The organism is Ruegeria sp. THAF33 (genome assembly GCF_009363615.1).
Taxonomy (GTDB): domain Bacteria; phylum Pseudomonadota; class Alphaproteobacteria; order Rhodobacterales; family Rhodobacteraceae; genus Ruegeria.
Map to the genome: position 1 here is coordinate 537,561 of NZ_CP045385.1, position 13,530 is coordinate 551,090.

At 61.7% G+C, this 13,530-nt stretch carries 11 protein-coding genes; 9 read left to right on the forward strand and 2 right to left on the reverse strand.

The window, feature by feature from the left end:
* Window positions 1–19 precede the first annotated feature (19 nt).
* The 9 genes from glyA (FIU92_RS19635) to FIU92_RS19675 all read left to right on the forward strand — a co-directional run bounded on the left by glyA (FIU92_RS19635) (window position 20) and on the right by FIU92_RS19675 (window position 11,161).
* Window positions 20–1,273, forward strand: coding sequence for a serine hydroxymethyltransferase (glyA, locus tag FIU92_RS19635; RefSeq protein ID WP_152460403.1), 1,254 nt, complete (start codon window positions 20–22; stop codon window positions 1,271–1,273).
* Window positions 1,274–1,284: 11 nt separating this feature from the next.
* Complete coding sequence (lpdA, locus tag FIU92_RS19640) at window positions 1,285–2,667, forward strand: dihydrolipoyl dehydrogenase (RefSeq protein ID WP_152460404.1); 1,383 nt, start codon at window positions 1,285–1,287, stop codon at window positions 2,665–2,667.
* 14 nt (window positions 2,668–2,681) lie between these two features.
* Window positions 2,682–3,626, forward strand: coding sequence for a lipoyl synthase (lipA, locus tag FIU92_RS19645; protein ID WP_152460405.1), 945 nt, complete (start codon window positions 2,682–2,684; stop codon window positions 3,624–3,626).
* A 25-nt stretch (window positions 3,627–3,651) separates the two neighbouring features.
* A complete protein-coding gene (locus tag FIU92_RS19650; protein WP_152460406.1) occupies window positions 3,652–5,025 on the forward strand; it encodes a sodium:alanine symporter family protein in 1,374 nt (457 codons plus the stop codon).
* Between the two features lie 78 nt (window positions 5,026–5,103).
* Window positions 5,104–5,526 carry a universal stress protein gene (locus tag FIU92_RS19655; protein ID WP_152460407.1) on the forward strand — a complete coding sequence of 141 codons (423 nt, stop codon included), beginning with the start codon at window positions 5,104–5,106 and terminating at the stop codon, window positions 5,524–5,526.
* A 16-nt stretch (window positions 5,527–5,542) separates the two neighbouring features.
* The gene (gene gcvT / locus FIU92_RS19660) at window positions 5,543–6,637 is read left to right on the forward strand and encodes a glycine cleavage system aminomethyltransferase GcvT (RefSeq protein WP_152460408.1); all 1,095 of its coding nucleotides are present in this window, start codon (window positions 5,543–5,545) and stop codon (window positions 6,635–6,637) included.
* Between the two features lie 17 nt (window positions 6,638–6,654).
* On the forward strand, window positions 6,655–7,020 hold the full coding sequence (gene gcvH, locus FIU92_RS19665) for a glycine cleavage system protein GcvH (protein WP_152459336.1): 366 nt from the start codon (window positions 6,655–6,657) through the stop codon (window positions 7,018–7,020).
* A 179-nt stretch (window positions 7,021–7,199) separates the two neighbouring features.
* Entirely contained in the window at window positions 7,200–10,055 is a 2,856-nt protein-coding gene (gcvP, locus tag FIU92_RS19670; protein WP_152459335.1) for an aminomethyl-transferring glycine dehydrogenase, read from the forward strand.
* Between the two features lie 104 nt (window positions 10,056–10,159).
* A complete protein-coding gene (locus FIU92_RS19675) occupies window positions 10,160–11,161 on the forward strand; it encodes a helix-turn-helix domain-containing protein (RefSeq protein WP_152460409.1) in 1,002 nt (333 codons plus the stop codon).
* Window positions 11,162–11,230: 69 nt separating this feature from the next.
* On the opposite strand, the gene FIU92_RS19680 is transcribed toward FIU92_RS19675, so the two are convergent.
* Both FIU92_RS19680 and glyA (FIU92_RS19685) read right to left on the reverse strand, forming a co-directional pair.
* Window positions 11,231–12,208: a CoA ester lyase gene (locus FIU92_RS19680; RefSeq protein WP_152460410.1), complete on the reverse strand. Its 978-nt coding sequence runs from the start codon at window positions 12,206–12,208 to the stop codon at window positions 11,231–11,233.
* Between the two features lie 18 nt (window positions 12,209–12,226).
* Window positions 12,227–13,522 (reverse strand): serine hydroxymethyltransferase, encoded by a 1,296-nt coding sequence (gene glyA, locus FIU92_RS19685; protein ID WP_152460411.1) that lies wholly within the window; start codon window positions 13,520–13,522, stop codon window positions 12,227–12,229.
* Window positions 13,523–13,530: the final 8 nt, after the last annotated feature.

A 13,530-nucleotide genomic window follows, 5' to 3' on the forward strand; every position in this document is an offset into this window, starting at 1 on the left:
GGGGCAAAAGGAGGAGACTATGTTCAAAACGTCGCTGATTGAGGCAGATCCCGTCATTGCTGCGTCCATCTCACGCGAGCGTGAACGCCAGGCGGAACAGATCGAGTTGATCGCCTCGGAGAACATTGTCTCGAAGGCCGTGATCGAAGCGCAGGGTTCGGTCTTGACCAACAAATATGCCGAAGGCTATCCGGGCCGCCGCTATTATGGCGGCTGCGAATATGTCGATGAGGTCGAAGTCGAGGCGATCGAACGCCTCAAGAAGCTGTTTGGCTGTGAATATGCCAACGTTCAGCCCCATTCCGGCGCACAGGCCAACGGGGCCGTCAAGCTGGCGTTGCTGAACCCGGGCGATACCATTCTTGGCATGTCGCTGGACGCAGGTGGCCATCTGACCCACGGTGCGAAACCGGCGCAGTCCGGCAAATGGTTCCGGCCCGTGCAGTACGGCCTGACCGATGCAGGGCTGATCGATTATGATCAGGTCGCCGAATTGGCGCGGGCGGAAAAGCCCAGGCTGATCATCGCAGGTGCGTCTGCCTACTCACAAAAGATCGACTTTGCCAGATTCCGTGAAATCGCGGAAGAGGTTGGCGCATGGCTGCTGGCCGATATGGCTCATATTGCCGGATTGGTGGCGACCGGCCTGCACCCCTCGCCTGTAGGACACGCACATGTCGTGACCTCGACCACGCACAAGACGCTGCGCGGCCCTCGTGGCGGCATCATCCTGACCAATGACGAGGCGCTGGCGAAAAAGATCAACTCGGCCGTATTCCCAGGCCTGCAGGGTGGCCCGCTGATGCACGTCATCGCAGGCAAGGCGGTGGCCTTTGGCGAGGCACTGAAACCCGAATTCAAGGAATACATGCAGTGCGTCGTTGACAGCGCATCGACCTTGGCCAGCGTCATGATGGCGCGCGGATGTGACATCGTTTCCGGCGGCACCCAGAACCACCTGATGCTGGTCGATCTGCGCCCGATCGGCGTAACCGGCAAGGACGCCGAGGCGGCGCTCGAACGGGCCGGCTTTACCTGCAACAAGAACAGCGTTCCCGGAGATCCGGAAAAACCCACCATCACCAGCGGCATCCGTCTGGGCACCGCCGCCGGGTGCAGCCGTGGCTTTGGCCCGGAAGAGTTCAGGCAGATCGGCCATCTGATCGGTGATGTTCTGGAGGCGCTCGCGAAGTCTCCTGACGGTGACGAAACCGTCGAAAAGGAAACCCGCAAACAGGTTCGCGCTCTTTGCGCAAGCTACCCGATCTACTGAGAGTGCGCGAAATGAATACCTATGACCTCATCGTTATCGGGGGCGGACCGGGCGGCTATGTTGCCGCGATCCGCGCGGCTCAGCTGGGGCTGAATGTGGCCTGTGTCGAAGGGCGCGGCGCACTGGGCGGCACCTGTCTGAACGTGGGGTGCATCCCCTCCAAAGCGTTGCTGACCTCCTCGGCCAAATATGCCGAGCTTGCACATCTCTCCTCCCATGGCATTGCGGTCGAGGGGGCCAGCATCGACGTCAGTGCGATGATGGGGCGCAAGGACAAGATCGTCGGTGATCTGACCAAGGGCATCGCGTTCCTGTTCAAGAAGAACGGCGTCGATCTGATCGAAGGCTGGGCCAACATCCCGGCCACTGGTCAGGTCAAGGTCGGCGACAGCGTATACGAAGCAAAGAACATCCTGATCGCGACCGGATCCGAGCCGACCTCACTGCCGGGGATCGAGATTGATGAGCAGGATGTGCTCAGTTCGACCGGCGCAATCGCGTTGCAGAGCGTGCCGGACCATCTGGTGGTGATCGGTGCCGGTGTCATCGGTCTGGAACTTGGGCAGGTCTGGGCGCGTCTGGGTGCCAAGGTCACCGTGGTCGAATATCTGGATCGCGTATTGCCCGGCATCGACGGCGAGATCGCCAAGCTGGCGCAGCGGGCGCTGTCCAAACGCGGCTTGAAGTTCCAACTGGGTCGCGCCCTCAAATCGGTTGAGAAATCCGCGGCTAGTCTGACCCTGACCGTAGACCGCGTCGGCAAGGACAAGCAAGAAGTGGTCGAAGCCGACAAGGTTCTGATTGCTGTGGGCCGCCGCCCGGTGACGCGCGGGCTTGGGCTGGAAGAGCTGGGCGTGGCCGTAAACCCGCGTGGCTTCATCGAAGTCGACAGCTCGTTCCAGACGTCGGTGCCCGGGATCTATGCCATTGGTGACTGTGTTCCCGGCCCGATGCTGGCACACAAGGCCGAAGAGGACGGCGTTGCCTGTGTCGAGATGCTGGCCGGCGAAGCCGGTCATGTCGATTACAACACCGTGCCGGGTGTGGTCTACACCGATCCCGAAGTGGCCTCGGTTGGTCAGACCGAAGAGGCCCTGAAAGACGCGGGCGTCGAATATGTTGTCGGCAAGTTTGCCTTCATGGCCAATTCGCGGGCGCGTTCGACGGGTGAAACAGATGGCGCGGTCAAGGTTCTGGCCGGTTCTGATGGCAAGATCCTCGGAGCCCATATCTGCGGTGCCCATGGCGGCGATCTGATCGCCGAGCTGGTACTGGCCATGACCAAAAGCGCGACCGTCGCCGAGGTTGCAGCAACCTGTCATGCGCACCCGGCGATGGGCGAGGCGGTCAAGGAAGCCTGCCTCGATGCCATGGGCCGCGCAATCCACGCGTAAGTGAGGACAGCCAGATGACCATCCAGCTTCGACCACGTCACCCGGAAAAGGCCAAGAAGGCCGACAGTGTCATCCCGCGCAAACCGAAATGGATTCGCAAGAAGAAGATCGAAAACGCCGCGTATTACGAAACCCGGCGTCTGATGCGGGATCACGATCTGGCAACGGTCTGCGAAGAAGCGGCCTGCCCCAATATCGGCGAATGTTGGTCCAAGCGGCACGCAACCATGATGATCATGGGCGAGATCTGCACGCGGGGCTGTTCGTTCTGCAATGTGGCCACCGGCCGTCCCGATGCGCTGGACGCGTTCGAACCCGGCCGGGTTGCGGCGGCGGTCAAGAAACTGGGCCTGCGCCATGTGGTCATCACCTCGGTGGATCGCGATGATCTGGCCGATGGCGGGGCCGAGCATATCGCCCGGACCATCCGCGCCGTACGCCATCAGAACCCCGGCACAACGGTCGAGGTCCTGACCCCCGACTTCCTGGGCAAGGGCGACGCCGCAAAAATCGTCTTTGACGCAGCACCGGACGTGTTCAACCACAACCTGGAAACCGTTCCGCACCTGTATCCGACGGTTCGCCCCGGCGCGCGCTATTATGCCTCGCTGCGGCTGCTGGACGATGCCAAGCGCGCCAACCCCGAGATTTTCACCAAGTCGGGTCTGATGGTCGGGCTGGGTGAAACTCTGAACGACGTGCGTCAGGTGATGGACGACCTGCGCGCGGCCAATGTCGATTTTCTGACGGTCGGGCAGTATCTGCAACCGACACCGAAACATCATCCGATTGACCGGTTCTGGTCACCCGAGGAGTTCGCCCAACTGGAGCAGATCGCGCGCTCCAAGGGCTTTTTGCACGTGTCAGCCACGCCGCTGACCCGTTCGTCGTTCCATGCCGACGAAGATTTCACTGCCCTCAAGCAGGCCCGCCAGCGGGCCATCGCGACCGGGGCATAAACCAAACGCAAATGGGAGGGAAACCATGGAAGCGTTAAATTCAATCGTAGGGGCCATCAATGGCGTCGTGTGGGGGCCGATGATGCTGGTCCTCATCCTCGGCGTTGGCTTCTTCCTGCAGGTCGGGCTGAAATTCATGCCGATCCTGCGCATCGGCACGGGCTTCAGCCTGTTGTTCAAAGGCCGTGAAGGTCAGGGCGAAGGGCAGATCAGCCCGTTCAACGCGCTGATGACCTCGCTGTCGGCGACCATCGGTACAGGTAACATCGCCGGTGTGGCCACTGCTGTCTTCCTGGGCGGTCCAGGCGCCTTGTTCTGGATGTGGATGACCGCCCTGGTGGGCATGGCCACCAAATATGCCGAAGCCGTCTGCGCAGTGAAATATCGCGAAAAAGACGAGCTGGGTAACTATGTCGGCGGCCCGATGTACTACATCAAGAACGGTCTTGGTGCGAAATGGGCCTGGCTGGGCGTGGCTTTTGCCCTGTTCGGCGCGGTTGCTGCCTTCGGCATCGGCAACGGTGTGCAAGCCAACGGTGTTGCTCAGGTGCTGGAAGCCAATTTTGGCCTGAACACCTCGGTCACTGGCGTTGTTCTGATGGTTCTGACCGCAGCCGTTATCCTGGGTGGTATCACCCGCATCGGTGCGGTTGCTGGTAAGCTGGTCCCCTTCATGGCCGTTGCCTATATCATCGCGGGCCTGCTGGTTCTTCTCATCAACATCGGCAACATCGGACATGCGCTGTCGCTGGTCTTTACCTATGCGTTTACCCCGTCCGCCGCCGAAGGTGGTTTCGCAGGTGCAGCCGTCTGGGCCGCCATCCGCTTCGGTGTGGCACGTGGTGTGTTCTCGAACGAGGCCGGTCTGGGTTCGGCCCCGATCGCGCACGCCGCTGCCGAGACCAAAGGTCCCGTCAACCAGGGTCTGATCGCGATGCTGGGTACGTTCATCGATACCATCATCGTCTGCTCGATCACCGGTCTGGCCATCATCGCTTCGGGGGCATGGACATCGGGTGAATCCGGTGCGGCGCTGACCAGCCACGCGTTCGAATTGTCGCTGCCGGGTATCGGCGGGTATCTGATCGCCATCGCTCTGTCGATCTTTGCCTTCACCACCATCCTCGGCTGGTCGTTCTACGGCGAGAAATGTGTCGAGTTCCTGCTGGGTGTGAAATCCCTGATGCCCTACCGCGTTCTGTGGATCGTGATGATCTATTTCGGCGCAACCGCGGATCTGGGCTTCATCTGGCTGTTGGCCGATACGCTGAACGCCATGATGGCCATCCCGAACCTGATCGCCCTGGCGCTGCTGAGCCCGATCGTCTTCAAACTGACGAAAGAGTTCTTCGCCTCGGGCGGCAAGTCCGAAGAGCCGGGCGGCACACCTGCCAAATAAGCTCGGCCCGACCAAAACGGGGGGCCATCCCGGCCCCCCGCCTTTGAAACCGAATTCAATATCTCGAGGAGAGACGTGATGGCCACGAAAATCCTGCTGCCCATTGATCACACCGACGACCGCTCGTGGAAGCTGGCCCTGCCGACCGCCTTGGAACAGGCAAAATTCTACGGTGCCGAACTGCATGCGGTTGCCGTCATCCCCGAGATCATCCAGCTGCCAAACCTGCCCGCCAACTATGGTGCCGGCGCAAAGGACCACGTGCGGGGTGCGGTTCAGGCGATTCTGGATCATGCCAAGGCTTCCGACGTGCCGGTCCATGTCGAAGAAGGCAGTGTTTACCGCGAAATCCTGAAGCTTGCCTACAAGGAAGGCTTTGATCTGATCGTCATGGCATCGACCAAGGGCGATTTCCCGAACTATGAGATTGGCCCGAACCTGGCCCGTGTCGTGCGCAATGCGCATTGCACCGTCATGGTCGTCCGCGACCAGTCCCGCTGATTGAAAGGTTGAAGAAATGACCACACCGAAGCGCACGCCGTTGTATGACCTTCACGTCGAGCTTGGCGGCAAGATGGTTGATTTTGCGGGTTGGGAGATGCCTGTTCAGTATCCTTTGGGGATCATGGGGGAGCATAAGCAGTGCCGGGAGAAGGCGGCGGTGTTTGATGTGTCTCACATGGGTCAGGTGATCCTGCGCGGTGAGAATGTGGGTGAGAAGCTGGAAGCTTTGTGCCCGCAGGCCTATGCGACGCTGAAGGAAGGCAAGGCGCGTTACGGGTTCTTCACCAATGCCGAAGGCGGGATCATGGATGATCTGATCGTGTCGAATGCGGGGGATCACTATTTTGTGGTGGTGAACGCGGCGCTGCGCCATCAGGACATTCCGCATATGAAAGCGAACCTTGACGGCGTCGACGTGACCGAGATCTTCGACCGTGCGCTGGTTGCGGTCCAAGGTCCTGCGGCGGAAAACGTGGTGGGGGAACTCTGCCCTGCCGCCCGCGACCTGAAGTTCATGGAAACCACCGTGGCCGATATCAACGGTGTCGAGTGCCGCATCTCGCGGCTGGGCTATACCGGCGAGGACGGGTACGAGATCTCGATCCCCGAGGACAAGGCGATCGAGATCACACAGGCCTTCCTGGCGCATGAGGATTGCGAGGCCGCCGGTCTGGGCGCGCGCGACAGCCTGCGGCTTGAGGCGGGGCTGTGCCTTTATGGCAATGACATCGACCAGAGCACCTCGCCGATTGAGGCCTCGTTGGCCTGGGCGATCCAGAAGCGCCGCAAGGAAGAAGGTGGTTTTCCGGGTGCGGAGCGTATCCAGCGCGAACTGGCCGAGGGCGCATCGCGCAAGCTGGTGGGCATCAAGCCCGACGGCCGCGCGCCGGCGCGTCAGGGCGTGGAAGTGCAATGCCTTGAGGGCAACAGCATCGGTCAGATCACCTCGGGCAGCTTTGGCCCGACGGTGGGTGGCCCGATCGCGATGGGCTATGTGTCCGCGGGCCATGGCGCGCCGGGCGAGAAGGTGAACCTGATCATCCGGGGCAAGGCGCAACCGGCGCAGATCGTGGCGCTGCCCTTCGTCAAACAGAATTACAAGCGTTGAAGTCAGGAGAGAGAGACATGGCAACCTATTATTCCGAAGAGCATGAATGGCTGAGCGTCGAAGGCGACACCGCCACGCTGGGCATCACCAAACACGCGGCTGAACAGCTGGGTGAGGTGGTCTTCGTCGAGCAGCAGGAAGCGGGCGACGAGTTCGAGAAAGACGGCGAGATCGGTGTGATCGAATCCGTCAAGGCGGCCTCGGAACTCTATGCACCGGTCGATGGTGAGATCGTCGAGGTGAACGAGGCGCTGGCCGACAATCCCGGCGCGCTGAACGAAGACCCCGAGGGCGAGGCCTGGATCTACAAGATCAAGATCAGTGACGCGTCGCAGCTCGAGGATCTGATGGACGAAGCCGGATACAAGGCCTTCATCGGGTAAACCCGGCGGCGGGTCCTTGCGCGGATCCACCTCTTCATCTTTCACTCGGAGCCGCTGATTTGGGGCTCCGCCCGTTCGGGCCTGAAACTGTCCCCCGGACAGTTTCCAAGACGGCCCTTACCCCCGCCGGAGGCTCCCGCAGCCTCCGCCGGCCCTGACCTATCCATGGGAGCGCTGCAATGGCCTTCAAACTGACCGACTACGAAGCCTATGATTTTGCCAACCGCCGCCATATCGGTCCCAGCCCGACCGAGATGCGCGACATGCTCAAGGTGATCGGCTTCAAGACGCTGGACGAGCTGATCGACGCCACCGTCCCACCGGCGATCCGGCAGAAACAGCCGCTGGACTGGGGTCCGGCGATGACGGAACGCGATGCGCTTTTCCACATGAAACAGGTGGCGGGGAAGAACAAGGTTCTGACCTCGCTGATCGGTCAGGGCTATTACGGCACCACCACGCCTGCGCCGATCCTGCGCAACATCCTGGAAAACCCGGCCTGGTACACCGCCTACACGCCGTACCAGCCCGAGATCAGCCAGGGCCGGCTTGAGGCGCTGTTGAACTTCCAGACCATGGTCAGCGACCTGACCGGGCTCGATGTGGCCAACGCCTCGCTGCTGGACGAGGCGACCGCGGCGGCCGAGGCGATGGCGATGGCCAAGCGCGGCGGCCGGTCCAAGGCCAACAACGCGGCCTTCTTCGTCGACAAGAACTGCCACCCGCAGACCATCGCGGTGATCAAGACCCGGGCCGAGCCTCTGGGCATCGACGTGCAGGTCGCCGACCCGGATCAGCTGGACGCGGGCGCGGTATTCGGCGCGATCTTCCAGTATCCGGGCACCTATGGCCATGTGCGCGACTTCACCGCCGAGATCGCGGCGCTGCATGAACACAAGGCCATCGCCATCGTCGCCGCCGACATCCTGTCGCTGGCGCTGCTGAAGTCACCGGGCGAGATGGGCGCGGACATTGCCATCGGCTCGACCCAGCGCTTTGGCGTGCCGATGGGCTATGGCGGCCCGCACGCCGCCTACATGGCCACCACCGACAAGCTGAAGCGATCCATGCCGGGCCGGATCATCGGTGTGTCCATCGACAGCCGCGGCAACAAGGCCTACCGCCTGTCGTTGCAGACCCGCGAGCAGCACATCCGCCGCGAGAAGGCGAACTCGAACGTCTGCACCGCGCAGGCGCTGCTGGCGGTGATTGCCTCGATGTATGCGGTCTATCACGGCCCCGACGGCATCAAGGCGATCGCGCAATCGGTGCACCGCAAGACCTCGCGTCTGGCTGCCGGTCTGGAAGAGGCGGGCTTCTCGGTCGAACCCGAGGTGTTCTTCGACACCATCACGGTCGAGGTCGGCCACCTGCAGAAGACGGTGATGGAGGCCGCCGTGGCGCGCGGCGTCAACCTGCGCAAGGTGGGCGAGACCCGCGTCGGCATCAGCCTGGACGAACAGACCCGCCCCGAGACGATCGAGGCGGTCTGGGGCGCCTTCGGCATCGACCGCAAGGATGACAGCTCGAACAAGCAATACCGCCTGCCGGATTATGCGCTGCGTGAAAGCGCCTATCTGACCCACCCGATCTTCCACCAGAACCGGGCCGAGGCCGAGATCACCCGCTATATGCGTCGTCTGGCCGACCGCGACCTGGCGCTGGACCGGGCGATGATCCCGCTGGGATCGTGCACCATGAAGCTGAACGCCACGATCGAGATGATCCCGGTCACCTGGCCCGAGTTCAGCAACCTGCACCCGTTTGTTCCGCAGGATCAGGCGCAGGGCTATCACGAGATGATCGCCGATCTGAACGACAAGCTGTGCCAGATCACCGGCTATGACGCGATCAGCCAACAGCCCAACTCGGGCGCGCAGGGCGAATATGCGGGCCTCTTGACCATCCGCAACTATCACTTTGCGCGCGGCGAAGGGCACCGCAATGTCTGCCTGATCCCGACCTCGGCCCATGGCACCAACCCGGCCTCGGCGCAGATGGTGGGCTGGCAGGTCGTGCCGGTGCAGGCGGATGAGAACGGCAATATCGATGTCGCCGACTTCCGCGCCAAAGCGGAAAAGCACTCCGATCATCTGGCCGCCTGCATGATCACCTACCCGTCGACCCATGGCGTGTTCGAGACCACCGTGCAGGAGGTCTGCCAGATCACCCATGATCACGGCGGTCAGGTCTATATCGACGGCGCCAACATGAACGCCATGGTGGGCCTGTCGCGCCCCGGCGATATCGGCGGCGATGTCAGCCACCTGAACCTGCACAAGACCTTCTGCATCCCGCATGGCGGCGGTGGTCCCGGCATGGGTCCGATCGGCGTCAAGGCGCATCTGGCCGAGCACCTGCCCGGGCACCCGGAATACGGCACCGCCGTGGGTCCGGTCTCGGCGGCGCCCTTCGGCTCGCCCTCGATCCTGCCCGTGTCCTGGGCCTATGTGCTGCTGATGGGCGGCGCGGGTCTGACCCAGGCGACCAAGGTGGCGATCCTGAACGCCAACTACATCGCGGCGCGGCTCAAGGATGCCTATCCGATCCTCTACACCTCGGAAACGGGGCGTGTGGCGCATGAATGCATCCTCGACACCCGGCCGCTGGACGCCGAGGCGCATGTCACCGTCGATGACGTGGCCAAGCGCCTGATCGATTCAGGCTTCCACGCGCCGACGATGAGCTGGCCGGTGGCCGGAACCCTGATGGTGGAGCCGACCGAGTCCGAGCCCATGGCCGAGCTGGATCGTTTCTGCGATGCCATGCTGTCGATCCGGGCGGAAGCACAGGACATCATCGATGGCAAGATCGACGCGGAAAACAACCCGCTGAAAAACGCCCCCCACACGGTGCGCGATCTGGTCGGCGACTGGGACCGCCCCTACACCCGCGAACAAGCCTGCTTCCCGCCGGGTTCCATGGGCGTCGACAAATACTGGTCCCCCGTCAACCGCGTCGACAACGCATATGGCGACAGAAACCTCGTCTGCACATGCCCCCCAATGGACGCATACGAAGACGCCGCGGAATAGGGAACCGGGCGTAGCAATCCGCGGTTTGCTCTGGCGGATTGAAATCCGAAAATGAGGGCAGCGTCCAGCGAGGCGCTGCCTCTCGTCAATTCGATGGAGGAACAATGAAACACTATGTCCTCGCAAATGATCGCGCCGACCTGGCAAAGACCGGGCCGGAGGTGCCCGAAAGAATAAAATACATCGATGTTATCCTCAGCGACACGCGGGCGCTGGCATCGGCTGAGATCGTCGTCGAGTTCTATCACGCTCTGAACAGCCTGGTCGAAAACTGCTCTTACGTCGTCAATCTCCGGGTGTCCGGAAATGACTCGGTCGGCGGACCTCTTTATTGGGCAGGTCGGACGGCAATATTCTGGGGCGATCTGGAGAACAACTGGGACGTCTCTGGTTCGCGCAGAAGCTGGATTTCGCAAGTTCTCAACCTGTCTTCAAGGACCGTTCTGGTAGGGGGAGCTGTCCTGTTGCTGGTGCAACTGGGCAGAGCAGGCCGAAACATCGTTGCGGTTCACCCGAACTTTGCCGCGGCCGCGCTGGAAAGCGGATTGGAAAGCTGCGGTGCGGCAACCCATCTGGCCGCCGACGGGCACCCCCACAGCGCGACCAGCAGACTGAGCGCGTTGCGGTTGTTGTCCGAATTCGTGTCCATGGATCACGGAGAGCATATAGCGGACGCATTGCGCAGCTATATCGGCCTGACCGAACCTACGCAAAAACACGAAAGCAGGTTGGCCGCCCGGTTGGTACACAGGGCAAAAGGCGATCTTCTGGTGGTGCGCACTTTGGATGCGATGCAGGAGAACATCGAAGATCCTCTCACGATCTCGGACCTTTCCCGTTTGCTCAAAACCTCGACGCGTCAACTGCAACGACGGTTCCTGGGCAAAACCGGAGCAAAGCTTCTTTCCACGTACAAGGAGCTTCGTCTGGAACGGGCGCAGAACCTGTTGCAGTTCACGAACATGTCGCAGATCGAAATCTCGGCAGCCACCGGTTTTTCATCGCCCGTCGCTTTGAAACGTGCGTTTCAACGCTGCTACAAAACCAGCCCGGATGATGTGCGGGACCGTCGGTTCATGGGGTCAATGGCGCCGGAAGGATCCTAACACTTCTTCGGCGTCCGCAACGGGCGATGACATCGCGTGGGCAGTTTGCCCACGCAACTTTGGTTTGGTTCACGCCGCAGCAATCTGGCTGGCCTTTTCCACCAGCACTTCGGCCTGACGGATTGAGGCGTAATCTATCAGCCGGCCGTCCAGTGAAACGGCGCCTTTTCCGTCTGCCTCGGCCTCGGCCATGGCAACAAGAATGCGCTGCGCCTTGTTGACCTCGGCGTCGGACGGCGACATCACCTCGTTCGCCAGCGCGATCTGGCTTGGATGAATGGCCCATTTGCCCTCGCAACCCAGAACGGCGGCACGTTTTGCGGCGGCCTTGTAACCGTCCGGGTCCTGAAAATCGCCAAAAGGCCCATCAATCGGACGCAGCCCGTTGGCGCGCGCCGCAACCACCATGCGGGCCAGAGCATAATGCCACATGTCACCCCAATGGGACTGGCGACCGCCCTCGGGGTCCGCATCGGTCAAAACAGAGTAGTCCGGGTTCACACCACCGATGATCGTGGTGCGCGCACGGGTCGAGGCCGCATAGTCGGCCACGCCGAAGTGCAGGCTTTCATTGCGCTTTGATGCTGCCGCAATCTCACTGACATTCTGCATGCCAAGCGCGGTTTCGATGATGTGCTCGAACCCGATCCGTTTTTTGCAACCCTTGGCGTCTTCGATCTGGGTCACCAGCATATCGACGGCATAGACATCCGCAGCAGTTCCGACCTTGGGGATCATGATCAGGTCCAGCCGCTCACCCGCTTGTTCGACCACATCGACGACGTCGCGGTACATGTAATGCGTGTCCAGACCGTTGATCCGAACCGACATGGTCTTGTTGCCCCAATCGATATCGTTCAGCGCCTGAATGATGTTCCTGCGGGCCTGTTCCTTTTCATCCGGTGCAACCGCGTCTTCCAGATCAAGGAAAATGACGTCTACATCGGATTTGGCTGCCTTTTCGAACATTCCGGGTTGGCTGCCGGGCACGGCCAATTCACTTCGGTTCAGTCGGGCTGGGGCTTGGTCAATGGAATGAAAGCTCATGGGTTCGGGTCCTTCGTCTTACAGGTTCGGATAGATCGGGAAGCGTGCACAGAGGTCTGCGACTTCGGCCTTGACCTTGGCCTCGACGGCGCCGTTGCCGTCTTCGCCATTGGCGGCCAGGCCGTCGACCACTTCGATGATCCAGTCTGCGATCTGGCGGAATTCGACCTCGCCGAAGCCGCGGGTGGTGCCGGCGGGCGACCCCAGACGGATGCCCGACGTGATGGTCGGCTTTTCGGGGTCAAACGGCACGCCGTTCTTGTTGCAGGTGATATGCGCGCGACCCAAGGCTTTCTCGGTGGCGTTGCCCTTGACGCCTTTGGGGCGCAGGTCGACCAGCACCACATGGGTGTCGGTGCCGTGGGTCACCGTGTCCAGACCGCCCTTGATCAGCTGATCCGACAGTGCCTGGGCGTTGGTGATCACCTGCTTGACATAGTCCTTGAACTCGGGCCGCAGCGCCTCGCCGAAGGCCACGGCCTTGGCCGCGATCACATGCATCAGCGGGCCGCCTTGAATGCCGGGGAAGATGGCCGAGTTCACTTTCTTGGCGATATCTTCATCATTGGTCAGGATCATGCCGCCGCGCGGGCCGCGCAGGGTCTTGTGCGTGGTGGTGGTGGCCACATGCGCATGCGGGAACGGGCTGGGATGCTCGCCGGCCGCGACCAGACCGGCGAAATGCGCCATGTCCACGTGCAGATAGGCACCGACCATGTCGGCGATCTGACGCATGCGGGCAAAGTCGATCTGGCGCGGGATGGCCGAACCGCCGGCGATGATCAGCTTGGGCTGGTGTTCCTTCGCCAGCGCTTCGACCTGATCGTAATCCAGCATGTTGTCCTGCTGGCGCACGCCGTATTGCACCGCGTTGAACCACTTGCCCGACTGGTTCGGGCGCGCGCCGTGGGTCAGGTGACCGCCCGCATCCAGGCTCATGCCCAGAATGGTGTCTCCGGGCTCGATCAGCGCCTGGAACACACCCTGGTTGGCCTGAGAGCCCGAGTTCGGCTGCACGTTCGCAAAGCCGCAGCCAAACAGTTCTTTGGCCCGGTCGATGGCCAGGTTTTCGGCGATGTCGACGAACTGGCAGCCGCCATAGTAGCGGCGGCCGGGATAGCCTTCGGCGTATTTGTTGGTCATCACCGAGCCCTGCGCCTCCATCACGGCGGCAGAGACGATGTTCTCGGACGCGATCAGCTCGATCTCGTCGCGCTGACGACCCAGTTCCGACGTGATCGAGCCAAAAAGCTCGGGATCACGATCAGAAAGGGACTGGGTGAAAAATCCGTCTGAACGGTGCAGGGCATTCACTGGTCATA

Coding starts and splice junctions, on each gene's coding strand:
- glyA (WP_152460403.1), top strand. CDS start 20: ATGTTCAAAACGTCGCTGATTGAGGCAGATCCCGTCATTGCTGCGTCC.
- lpdA (WP_152460404.1), top strand. CDS start 1,285: ATGAATACCTATGACCTCATCGTTATCGGGGGCGGACCGGGCGGCTAT.
- lipA (WP_152460405.1), top strand. CDS start 2,682: ATGACCATCCAGCTTCGACCACGTCACCCGGAAAAGGCCAAGAAGGCC.
- FIU92_RS19650 (WP_152460406.1), top strand. CDS start 3,652: ATGGAAGCGTTAAATTCAATCGTAGGGGCCATCAATGGCGTCGTGTGG.
- FIU92_RS19655 (WP_152460407.1), top strand. CDS start 5,104: ATGGCCACGAAAATCCTGCTGCCCATTGATCACACCGACGACCGCTCG.
- gcvT (WP_152460408.1), top strand. CDS start 5,543: ATGACCACACCGAAGCGCACGCCGTTGTATGACCTTCACGTCGAGCTT.
- gcvH (WP_152459336.1), top strand. CDS start 6,655: ATGGCAACCTATTATTCCGAAGAGCATGAATGGCTGAGCGTCGAAGGC.
- gcvP (WP_152459335.1), top strand. CDS start 7,200: ATGGCCTTCAAACTGACCGACTACGAAGCCTATGATTTTGCCAACCGC.
- FIU92_RS19675 (WP_152460409.1), top strand. CDS start 10,160: ATGAAACACTATGTCCTCGCAAATGATCGCGCCGACCTGGCAAAGACC.
- FIU92_RS19680 (WP_152460410.1), bottom strand. CDS start 12,208: ATGAGCTTTCATTCCATTGACCAAGCCCCAGCCCGACTGAACCGAAGT.